The organism is Ilyobacter polytropus DSM 2926, from assembly GCF_000165505.1.
Classification (GTDB): domain Bacteria; phylum Fusobacteriota; class Fusobacteriia; order Fusobacteriales; family Fusobacteriaceae; genus Ilyobacter; species Ilyobacter polytropus.
The window spans coordinates 714,678-726,489 of record NC_014633.1; the positions used below are offsets into that span (position 1 = coordinate 714,678).

Below are 11,812 nucleotides of genomic sequence, written 5' to 3' on the forward strand. Positions count from 1 at the left end.
ATTTATAATAAAGAAAGGAAGTAATTATAAAAATCCAGATATTAACTTAAAGAAAGATTTAAATAACAAATTTTTCAAAGAGGTGAAGATATGAGAAATATTGTAATTGGTACAGCAGGGCACATAGACCATGGTAAAACTACCCTTGTAAGAAACCTCACAGGAATAGATACAGATACACTGCCAGAAGAGAAGAAAAGGGGAATGACTATTAACCTTGGATTTACATATCTTACACTGGAATCAGGTAAAAAAATTGGTCTAGTAGATGTACCGGGACACGAAAAATTTATAAAAAACATGGTGTCTGGAGTAAGTGGTATCGACTTTATGATATTAATAGTAGCAGCAGATGATGGTGTAATGCCCCAGACAAGAGAACATTTTAATGTAATAAAGCTCCTAGGTGTAAAAAAAGGAGTAGTGGTAATTACCAAAAGTGACCTTGTTTCTACTGAAAGAGTGGCAAAGGTAAGGAATGAAATAAGGAAAGAGTTTGAAGGAAGTTTTATAGATCAATGTGAAATATTAGAAGTAAATTCTTTAGATTTAAAAAGCTATGAACCCTTAAAAAAGCTTTTGAATTATGAGGTAGAAAATATAAAAGATAAGAATAAAGATAAGAATAACTTCAGACTGCATGTGGACAGAGTATTCAATGTAAAAGGATTCGGAACCGTTGTAACTGGTACTTCCATGGGAACTTTGGTACACGAAGGTGATATTCTGACTCTATATCCTCAGATGAAAAATGTGAGAGTAAAAGGGATACAAAACCACGGCGAAACACTAACAAGTTTAAAACCTGGTAACAGATGTGCATTAAATCTAGGCGGAGTCCAAGTAAAGGATATAAAAAGAGGGGATATCTTAGGAACTCCGGAAACACTTTCCATGTCAGATAGAATCGATGTAAACCTTCATATTCTAAAAGGAAAGAAAAAGATAAAAAATAACCATAGAATAAGACTTCACCTAGGAACAACAGAGGTAATAGGAAGAATAAAGCTTTTTGGAAAAGATGACGTTGAAGGAGGGGATGAAAGTCTTGCTCAACTTTTATTGGAAAATACTATAGTTGGTCTTCCTGGAGATATAGGTATCATTAGAAACTTCTCTCCCATGGACACCATCGGCAATATAAAAATTTTGAGTATGAAAGGAGAAAGAGTAAAAAGAAAAAACTCTAAATATATAGATTCTCTGACTAATTTGTTAAATGGAACTTCACACAACAAAATAGAAAGTTGGATAATCAAAAACAGTGAATTTTTTCCCACCCTAAAGGATATACTCTTAGCTACTGGAAGTGAAACCGCCGAAGAAGTTTTGGAAAGTCTTATTGAAGATAAAAAAGTATTCTGCCTAAAAGAATTGGGGTTCAAGAGATACTTTCATATAAATTATCTAATAAAGATGGAAAAAGAAATATCTTTATTATTAAAAGATTACCACGAAAAAAATCCTCTTAGATCAGGAGCCAATAAATCCGAGATAAAGAATAAATATTTTGATAAAAAACTAAAAGTTAAAAATTTCAACGAAATTCTTGACCTTCTAGAAAAAAGAAAAAGCATCAAAGTAAGTGAAAATACTGTACACCTTTCAGACTTTAAAATCCGCCTGAATAAGGAACAAAAAAAAATAAAAGATATTATCCTTATCAAATATAAAGAACAAGGATTTAAACCTCCAAAATACATTGAACTTGAAACTCTTGTTGAAGATAAAAAAGCTCTTGAAAAAATACATTCTATTCTTATAGATACAGGACTCCTTATTCCGTTAGATGAAGATATCTGTTTCATGAAGGGATTTTTTAATGAAGGAGAAAAAAGAATAAAAGAAAAAGCTAAAGAAACTGGAAAGATTACCCTAGGTGAAACGAGAGAAATACTTGGAACAAGCAGAAAATTTGCACTGGCATTTTTAGAAAAACTTGATTCCATGGGTATAACCAAAAGAATTGAAGATTATAGAATTGTGTTATCTAATTAATAATTTATAAGTGGATAAAACAAAAGACCCCAAGGGGTCTTTTGTTTTATCTTCCAAGAGTTGCAACCATAACAGCTTTTATAGTATGCAGTCTGTTTTCAGCCTGATCAAATACCACTGAATTTGGTCCTTCAAAAACTTCATCTGATACTTCCATCTCTGTAATTGCAAATTTATCAAAAATATCTCTTCCTACACTTGTTTCTAAATCATGAAAGGCAGGAAGACAGTGAAGAAATATAGCGTCATCCTTTGCGTGAGACATAGCCTCGCTATTAACTTGATAAGGTTTCAGGAATTCTATTCTTTCCTCCCATACTTTATCTGGCTCACCCATAGATACCCACACATCTGTATACACTGCATCTGCATCCTTTAGGCCCTCTTCCACAGATTCTGTGAAAGTAAGTTTAGCCCCAGTTAATTTGGATATTTCTAGACACTGATTAATCAACTTCTGTGTAGGAAAAAGTGACTTTGGACCTACTATCCTAAAATCCATCCCCATCTTGGCAGCTCCAACCATTAGAGAGTTACCCATATTATTTCTTCCATCTCCCATATACACAAGTTTAACTCCTTGAAGCTTACCCTTGTGCTCTAAAATAGTCATAAAATCTGCTAATATCTGAGTAGGGTGAAACTCTGTCGTCAGTCCGTTCCAAACAGAAACTCCAGAATGTTCTGCTAGTTCTTCCACTACCTTTTGCCCATAGCCTCTATACTCTATCGCATCAAACATTCTTCCGAGGACCCTTGCAGTATCCTTGATAGACTCTTTTTTACCTATCTGAGATCCAGATGGCCCAAGATAAGTCACATGTGCTCCTTGATCATAGGCCGCCACCTCAAAAGAACATCTGGTTCTTGTAGAATCCTTTTCAAAAATAAGGGCAATATTTTTACCCATAAGTTTTTTATCTTCTTTTCCTGATTTCTTATCATCTTTGAGTTTTTTCGAGAGATCGAGAAGTTCCTGTATCTCTTCAGGTTTAAAATCTAGTAATTTTAAAAAATGTTTATGTTCCATCTTGCCCCCTAGTAAATCTAAAGTTCTTCAAACACCTCTTTTATTATCTGAAGTGCCTTATCCAGTTCTTCATACGTAACATTCAGAGGAGGTACAAGTCTTACTACATTATTCCCTGCTCCTACAAGCATAAGTCCCTTTTCAAAAGCTTTTCCGACAAAAGTTTTAGCCTCAAGCTCCTCTTTCAATTTTATTCCAAGAAGGAGTCCCATTCCGTTTACTTTTTCGATTACAGAGTGCTCTTTCATCATTTTTTCTATTGCTTTCCTTGTATAATCACTCTTTTTATCTACTTCAGCTATTATTCCACCCTCTACAAGTTCATCTATAATTGTAACTGCCACTGCACACGCTAAAGGATTCCCTCCAAAGGTAGCACCGTGGTCCCCAGGTACAAGGGTGTCAGAAGCCTCTCCTTTTGTAAGGACAGCCCCTATAGGAAACCCTCCTCCCAGTCCTTTTGCCATGGTAACTATATCAGGAACTACTCCAAATTTTTGGTATGCAAAATATGTCCCTAATCTACCTGCTCCACATTGAACTTCGTCAAAGATTAAAAGTGCGTTGTTCTTATCGCAGAGCTCTCTTATTTTTTCAAGAAACTCTTTTTCCGCACTTATGATTCCTCCCTCTCCCTGGATAACCTCCATGATTACTCCACAGACATCATCATCCATCTTAGATACAAAGTCCTCTATATCGTTATACTCACATTCTACTACTCCTCCGATAAGAGGTCTGTAAGGGTCCTGATATTTCTTCTGACCAGTTACAGAAAGAGCTCCCATTGTTCTCCCGTGAAATGAGTTTTTCATATAGATTATCTTGTGCTTGCCTTGAGAAAACTCTTTACCAAATTTTCTTGCAATCTTGAGCGCCAGCTCATTTGCCTCTGTCCCACTGTTACAGAAAAACATTTTCTCTAAATCCCCTAGCTGAGAAAGTTTTTTAGCAAGAGTAATCTGTTTTTCATTCCAGTAAAGATTTGATATATGCATCAAAGTTTCACTTTGATTTTTTATTGTCTCTACGATTTTAGGATTACTATGCCCTAGGCAGTTTACTGCCACACCGGCTACAAAATCTATATATTCCTTTCCAGTTTCATCGTAGGCATATACTCCATTACCTCTGACAAATGTAGGTTCAAATCTATTATAAGTATTCATTACATTGCTTTTTCCCATTATACCTCCCCTGACACTATCTAACTATTCTATAATCTTTTACTATCATTGTACCTATACCAGAGTCTGTAAAGAGCTCTAGTAAAATAGTGTGTTTTACTCTTCCATCTATAATATGGACATTTTCAGCTCCGGCGTCTAAAGCAGTCATGCAGGCATCAATTTTCGGAAGCATACCCCCGCTTATTGTTCCGTCTTCTATAAGGTCCTTTGCCTCATTATATTTCAGCACACTTATCTTGCTGCTAGGATCATTTATATCCCTCAGAAGTCCCGGAACATCTGTCATAAATAAAAACTTGTCGGCATTTAAGGCCCCTGCAATTGCTCCTGCCACATAGTCGGCATTTATATTATATGTATTTCCATCTTCATCTACACCTACTGTTGATATTACAGGGATAAAGCCGTCTTTTTGCAGATCCTCTATAATACTGGCATTGATCTTCTTTACCTCTCCTACAAAGCCGATATCGACCTTTTCTTTTCCATCCATGAGGTATTTTTTTCTTGCTAAAATTAGATTTCCGTCCTTACCGCTAAGGCCGATGGCTTTCCCACCATGCCGATTGATACCAGCTACGATGCCCTTATTCACTTTTCCAGATAATACCATCTCCACTATTTCCATGGTTTCCTCATCTGTTACTCTATTTCCCATTTTAAACTCTGCTTCTTTACCTATTTTTGCAAGCATACTATTTATTGCAGGTCCTCCCCCATGAACTATCACCGGGTTAACACCTACATATTTCATGAGAACTATATCCTTCATGACCTGATCTTTTATCTCGTCATTTATCATGGCATTCCCGCCGTACTTTACAACTACTGTTTTACCTGCAAATTTTTTTATATATGGAAGTGCCTCTACTAACATCTCAGCCTTTTCTATTTGTTTTTGCATATATTCCTCCTCAAAGGTATGATTTAAAGTCCTAGATAGTACCTCATATGATTATATGTCACAGGTTTATTGGATTTTTTAACCTCTATAGCCTTCATAAATAAAGACGCTGTATCTATAGAAGTAAAGGCAGGAATCCTGTACTCAGAAGCCTTTCTTCTGATTCCAAATCCGTATCTGCTTCTGTCGTCTCCTATTGTAGGTGTATTTATTATGAGGTTTATGACTCCATCTGATATAAGTTCTTTTAATTTTTCACCTTGTATATACTCGGCCTCTATACCCTTTTTATTCAGGTACTCCGCCGTCCCCTTAGAAGCGCATACAGAAAATCCTAGTTCTTTGTAATCTTTTATTGTTTCAAGTCCCATATCTTTGCTGACATCATTTAAGGATACATAAAGTTTACCGTCTACTGGTATTTTCATTCCCACAGCAGAGAACCCCTTGTACACAGCCACATCAAAATTCTGATCCACTCCTAAAACCTCTCCGGTAGATTTCATCTCTGGACTTAGGAATGTATCCACATCACTAAGTTTTTCAGTTGAGAATACAGGAAGTTTTACTGCATAGAAGTTTTTGTTTTGTCTGAGACCAGTACCATATTCCAGGTCTTTTAGTTTTTTTCCTAGCATAGTCTCTACTGCCACTTTTACCATAGGCACCCCTGTTACCTTACTTAAAATCGGTACAGTTCTAGAAGCTCTCGGATTTACTTCTATTATATAAAGTTTCTTTCCGTCAAATACATACTGAATATTTATTATTCCCAAAGTTTTTATATTTACTGCTATTTTTCTTGTGCTTTCCACAAGCTCGGCTATTACCTCATCACTCAGACTTATAGTCGGATAGCTTGTTATACTATCTCCAGAGTGGACTCCGGTTTTTTCTATATGCTCCATTATACCAGGAATCAATATATCCTCACCATCACAGATTGCATCCACTTCTATCTCTGTCCCGTAGACATATTTATCTATAAGAATCGTAGTTTCTTTAGACATATCAATGGCATGGGTCATATACTCTGTTAAACTTTCCTTGTTGTGTACTACCCTCATGGCTCTACCACCTATTACATAAGATGGTCTCACAACTACAGGGTAGCCTATCTTTTCTGCCGCTGCATAAGATTCTTCTAGATTTTTTGCAGCATAACCTTCAGGACTTTCTATTCCGAGACCTTCAAGGAAGTTTCGGAATTTATCTCTATCTTCTGCAAGGTCGATAGATTCGTATTTTGTTCCTAGGATATTTACACCGGACTCTTCTAGTCTTTTTGCTAGATTTATAGAGGTCTGTCCTCCGAACTGCACTATTACTCCGTAAGGATTTTCCTCACGAATAACATTTAAGACATCATCGATATATAGAGACTCAAAATACAGCTTGTCAGATGTGTCAAAGTCAGTACTTACAGTTTCAGGGTTATTGTTTATAATAATAGACTGGTAACCAGCTTCTTTTATGGCCCACACACCATGTACAGAGCAATAGTCAAATTCCACTCCCTGTCCAATTCTTATAGGTCCAGATCCTATAACCACTATTTTTTTATCCTCTGAAAGTATATTTTCATCTTCCTTTTCATAACACGAGTAATAATAAGGGGTAACGGCTTCAAATTCACCACTGCATGTATCTACCATCTTATATACAGGATACATTCCCTTTTCTTGTCTCATTTTATCTACTTCTGATTTATCCCAGTTACTGAGCCTCAAGATCTCATCATCGGTGAATCCCATAGTTTCAGCTTTTTCTAGAATTTTATGAGAAAGACTATTTTCAGAAAGTTCTTTTTCAAGGTCAATTATATTTTTGATTCCGTTTAGAAACCATCTGTCGACCTTACTCACTTCATGTATCTCCTCTATACCTACGCCTATTCTCATGGCCTGAGCTATGGCAAAGATCCTCTCATCGTCACACTCTTTTATCTTTGTAAGTAGTTCCTCTTTTGTGAGGCTGTTAAATGCAGGTAGGTTTATACCTGAAAGTCCTCCCTCAAGGCATGTTATCGCCTTTAAAAGTGAGGCCTCAAAGGTTCTGTCAATTGCCATTACCTCTCCAGTAGCCTTCATCTGGGTACCAAGTTTTTTAGAAGCCGATCTGAATTTATCAAAAGGCCATTTAGGTATCTTCATTACAACATAATCAAGGGCCGGTTCAAAGAAGGCACTAGAATAACCTGTAACATAGTTTTTAAGCTCATCTAAGTTATAACCTAAGGCTATCTTTGCCGCTATCTTTGCAATGGGATAACCTGTGGCCTTAGATGCTAGGGCAGATGATCTACTTACCCTAGGGTTTACCTCAATTACTATATAATTATGAGAATGAGGGTCTAGGGCAAACTGTACATTACACCCTCCCTCTATCTTTAATTCATCTATTATCTTAAGAGAAGACTGTCTAAGCATCTGATATTCATAATTTGTCAGAGTCTGAGAGGGAGCTATTACAATACTGTCTCCAGTATGAATTCCCACAGGGTCAAAGTTTTCCATGTTACACACAGTTATGCAGTTCCCTTTAGAGTCCCTCATAACCTCATATTCTATCTCTTTCCACCCTGCCACACTTTGCTCAAGAAGAAGCTGCTTTATAGGGCTCATTATAAGGCCCTTAGAACAGATATCCTTAAAGTCCTCCATATTGTCGGCTATTCCTCCCCCTGTTCCTCCCATTGTATAGGCAGGTCTCACTATTATAGGGAAGCCGTTTGTCTCTGCAAATTTTACACACTCGTCCATTGTAGATGCTATTCCACTTATCGCCACAGGTTCTCCTAGTTTTTCAAGAAGTTCCTTAAACTCCTCTCTGTCTTCAGCTCTTCTTATAGCCTCACTGTTTATCCCAAAAAGTTTAACATTATATTTATCAAGAATCCCCTGACCTTCTAGTTCCATAGCCAGATTTAAGGCTGTCTGACCTCCAAAACCTGCAAGAATTCCCTGAGGTTTCTCTTTTTTAATAATCTCCTCAGCAACTTCTACTGTAAGAGGTTCTATATATACCTTATCAGCTATATTGTTGTCTGTCATTATTGTAGCCGGGTTACTGTTTAAAAGGACTATTTCAATTCCCTCTTCTTTTATGGCCTTACATGCCTGTGTACCAGAATAGTCAAATTCTGCAGCCTGTCCGATGATTATTGGTCCGGAACCTATAATCATTACCTTTTCTATATTATGCTTCATTTTTACTCTCCTTCATAAATTTTATAAACTTGTCAAAAAGATAGGTCGTATCCTCAGGCCCCGGTGCTCCCTCAGGATGGAATTGCACAGAAAATACCGGATAATTTTCCATTTCTATCCCCTCTACAGTGTTATCATTCAAATTTATAAAATTTACTCTAGCTCCTGTACCTGCAAGACTTTTTTCCTCAGTGGCATATCCGTGGTTTTGAGAACTGATAAAAGATTTATTTCTATCAATATCTAAAACTCCGTGATTTCCTCCCCTGTGTCCAAATTTTGTCTTGTAGGTGTCTCCCCCTATAGCCAGGGAGATAACCTGATGACCAAGACAGATTCCAAACATAGGAATTTTTCCTATGAAATCCTTAGCAGCCTCTATACCCTCTACTGCAAATTTTGGGTCTCCAGGTCCGTTACTAAGAAGTACACCGTCAGGATTTCCTGCCATAACCTCTTCACTTGTTGCGTTAAATGGATATACAGTTACATGACAGCCTCTCTTTTGGAGGTTCCTTATTATATTCTCTTTTACACCAAAGTCTATAAGAGCCACTCTAAACCCGTCTCCTGGTACTTTGTAGGCTTTTTGAGTCCCTACTACTCTCATCCAGTCATCCTCAGTCTTGATGGTCCCCATATGCTCATCTATTTCAGACTGAGTAAGCTTTCTGCTAGATATAACACATTTCATAGCCCCATTGTCTCTTATCTTTTTGGTGACAGCTCTCGTATCTACTCCATATACCCCTACAATCTTCATTTTTTTCAGGAATTTATCAAAATCCCCTTCACTCATAAAGTTGCTTGGATTTTCAGATACAGCCTTTACAACCATACCCTTTGCATAAGACTTGTCTGCCTCATTAAAGGTTTCATTTACTCCATAATTTCCAATAAGTGGGTAGGTCATGGTAATAACCTGACCTGCATATGAAGGATCTGTCAGTATCTCTTGGTAGCCAGTCATAGATGTATTAAAAACCAGCTCGCCACTGGAAACTCCCTCGTATCCAAATCCTTTGCCTTCGTACACAGTACCGTCTTCTAGGTAAAGCGCTCCGTACATAATTAAGTTTCCCCCTTTTTTAATCAAATAAGACTATTTCTGCCTAATAACTCAACACTAGTTATTAGGTTCTGTATGCTCCGTTTATTTCCACATATTTATAACTAAGATCGCATCCCCAAGCAGTCGCCTCAGCTTCTCCTATTTTCATATCTATATAAACAGTTACCTCTTTTTCTTTTAGAATTTCCGAGGCAAGGAGTTCGTCAAATGCCATCCCTCTCCCGTTTTCAGCAACCTGTATTGAAAGTCCATTTGACTTCAGGAAAATATCGATTTTTTCAGGATCAAAATCAGCTTCAGAATACCCTACTGCACATAGGATTCTACCCCAGTTTGCATCTTCACCGAAGAATGCACACTTTGTAAGGTTAGAAGTTATTACAGACTTAGCAGCCGACTTGGCACTTTTTACATCCTTTGCATTTACTACATTTGCCTCTAGAAGTTTTGTGGCACCCTCTCCGTCTATTGCTATCAGTTTTGCTAACTCTTTATTAAGATAGTCAAGGGCAGCCTTAAACTTCATGAAATCCTCATTTTCACTATCTATCAGTTTGTTTTCGGCCATACCATTTGCCATTACTACTACCATGTCATTTGTGCTCGTATCTCCGTCTACTGAGATCATGTTGTAAGAGTCATCTACACTTCCCTTAAAAGCCTTTTCAAGCATAGCCTTTGTTATATTTATATCTGTAACCACAGTTCCTAGCATAGTTGCCATATTTGGATGAATCATCCCAGATCCTTTTGCCATACCTGCTATAGTTACAGGCTTCCCATCTACTTCTATCTCTATTGCCACCTCTTTTACAAAAAGATCTGTGGTCATTATTGCTTCTGCTGCATCGTGTCCACCTTCTGCTGACACTGATTTACAAGCCTCTTCTATTCCTGAAACAATTTTATCCATTGGAAGCTGTACCCCTATAACTCCTGTAGATTCTACAATGACCTCCTTTGGATCAATTGCAAAGTGCTCTGCTACTACCTTACCCATTTTTACAGAATTTTCATATCCCTCTTTACCTGTACAGGCATTTGCATTTCCGCTGTTTACCACAATGGCTCTTATAGTATCATTTTTTATATTTTCCATATCTAGAAAAAGAGGTGCAGCCTTTACCTTATTTGTTGTAAACACCGCTGATCCCACAGCTTCTTTCTCACTGTAAACAACGCACACATCTTTTCTTCCGCTCTTTTTTATTCCTGCCGTTATTCCTGCTGCCTTTATACCCTGTACAGCAGTTATGGATTTTCCTTCTAATATTTTCATTATTTCCCTCCCTATAATTATGGATTCATTGCCAAAATATCTAAACCGTCGTTTTCCTCAAGACCAAACATGATATTCATATTCTGTATTGCCTGTCCTGCAGCACCTTTTATAAGGTTATCTATTGCAGATATTGCTATCACTCTATTTGTCCTTTTGTCCACCCTTACTGCGATATCACAGAGGTTAGTTCCCCTTACAAATCTAGTTTCAGGAAGGTCATTTATAACCCTTACAAAATACTCATTTTCATAGAACTTGTTATATAGGTCATAAATCTCTTTTTCACTGATATCTTTTTTCAGCTTTGAATAAGTCACAGAAAGTATCCCTCTGTTCATTGGTACAAGATGAGGCGTGAATGTTAAGGCTATGTTTTCCTCTCCTATCTTAGATAACTCTTGCTCAATCTCTGCTGTATGTCTGTGAGTTGTCACACCATAAGCCTTTATAGATTCGTTGCACTCTGTATAAAGGGATGCTATCTTTGCAGATCTACCTGCCCCTGAGACTCCCGACTTTGCATCTATCACAATAGAATCCTTTTCTATAAGGTCATTTTCTAAAAGGGGAGCTAGAGCCAATATGCTAGCAGTAGGATAACATCCTGGATTTGCTATTATTTTGCAGTTTTTTATCTCTTCTCTTCTTTTCAGTTCAGGCAGACCATAAACTGCATCTTTTATGAATTCAGGATGTTTATAATCGTCTTTGTACCACTCTTTAAAGGTTTCTTCACTATCTAGCCTAAAGTCTGCACCTAGGTCTATAGCTTTTATACCCTTGTCCATTGCGAGCTTTACAAAGGGAGCAGATTTACCGTGAGGAAGAGCCATAAAAAGAACATCTATCTCATCTAACTTAGATTCTACATCTTCTACCCCTATAAGCTTGTCATCTAAAAACTTTTTAAAGTTCCTATAGATTTCGCTGAACTCCTGTCCTACATAGCTATTTGATACCATAAACTTTATCTCTGCATTCTTGTGCATATTTAGATACCATACAAGCTGTTGTCCAGCATAGCCAGTGGCTCCGATTATTCCTACTCTCACCATTTTACAATTCCTCCCGTTCATATTTATATATAGTACATATTACTCTTTTAGATGATTTGATTTGACTACCTT

General features: G+C 37.1%; 8 protein-coding genes. 1 reads left to right on the top strand and 7 read right to left on the bottom strand.

The genetic code is table 11. From position 1 onward, the window contains the following. Window positions 1–90: 90 nt before the first annotated feature. Window positions 91–1,998: a selenocysteine-specific translation elongation factor gene (selB, locus tag ILYOP_RS13210; protein ID WP_013389001.1), complete on the top strand. Its 1,908-nt coding sequence runs from the start codon at window positions 91–93 to the stop codon at window positions 1,996–1,998. Between the two features lie 46 nt (window positions 1,999–2,044). Here selB and argF read toward each other — a convergent pair whose 3' ends face one another. The 7 genes from argF to argC form a co-directional block, all read right to left on the bottom strand. Then, a complete protein-coding gene (argF, locus tag ILYOP_RS13215) occupies window positions 2,045–3,028 on the bottom strand; it encodes an ornithine carbamoyltransferase (RefSeq protein WP_013389002.1) in 984 nt (327 codons plus the stop codon). Between the two features lie 17 nt (window positions 3,029–3,045). After that, window positions 3,046–4,215, bottom strand: coding sequence for an aspartate aminotransferase family protein (locus tag ILYOP_RS13220; protein WP_013389003.1), 1,170 nt, complete (start codon window positions 4,213–4,215; stop codon window positions 3,046–3,048). Window positions 4,216–4,231: 16 nt separating this feature from the next. Next, on the bottom strand, window positions 4,232–5,122 hold the full coding sequence (gene argB, locus ILYOP_RS13225) for an acetylglutamate kinase (protein ID WP_013389004.1): 891 nt from the start codon (window positions 5,120–5,122) through the stop codon (window positions 4,232–4,234). Window positions 5,123–5,145: 23 nt separating this feature from the next. After that, window positions 5,146–8,331, bottom strand: coding sequence for a carbamoyl-phosphate synthase (glutamine-hydrolyzing) large subunit (gene carB, locus ILYOP_RS13230; RefSeq protein ID WP_013389005.1), 3,186 nt, complete (start codon window positions 8,329–8,331; stop codon window positions 5,146–5,148). Continuing rightward, entirely contained in the window at window positions 8,321–9,400 is a 1,080-nt protein-coding gene (carA, locus tag ILYOP_RS13235; protein WP_013389006.1) for a glutamine-hydrolyzing carbamoyl-phosphate synthase small subunit, read from the bottom strand. The genes carB and carA overlap by 11 nt, the downstream gene beginning before the upstream one ends. A 64-nt stretch (window positions 9,401–9,464) precedes the next feature. Further along, window positions 9,465–10,682 (bottom strand): bifunctional glutamate N-acetyltransferase/amino-acid acetyltransferase ArgJ, encoded by a 1,218-nt coding sequence (argJ, locus tag ILYOP_RS13240; RefSeq protein ID WP_013389007.1) that lies wholly within the window; start codon window positions 10,680–10,682, stop codon window positions 9,465–9,467. Between the two features lie 17 nt (window positions 10,683–10,699). Continuing rightward, window positions 10,700–11,740 carry an N-acetyl-gamma-glutamyl-phosphate reductase gene (gene argC, locus ILYOP_RS13245; RefSeq protein WP_013389008.1) on the bottom strand — a complete coding sequence of 347 codons (1,041 nt, stop codon included), beginning with the start codon at window positions 11,738–11,740 and terminating at the stop codon, window positions 10,700–10,702. Window positions 11,741–11,812: the final 72 nt, after the last annotated feature.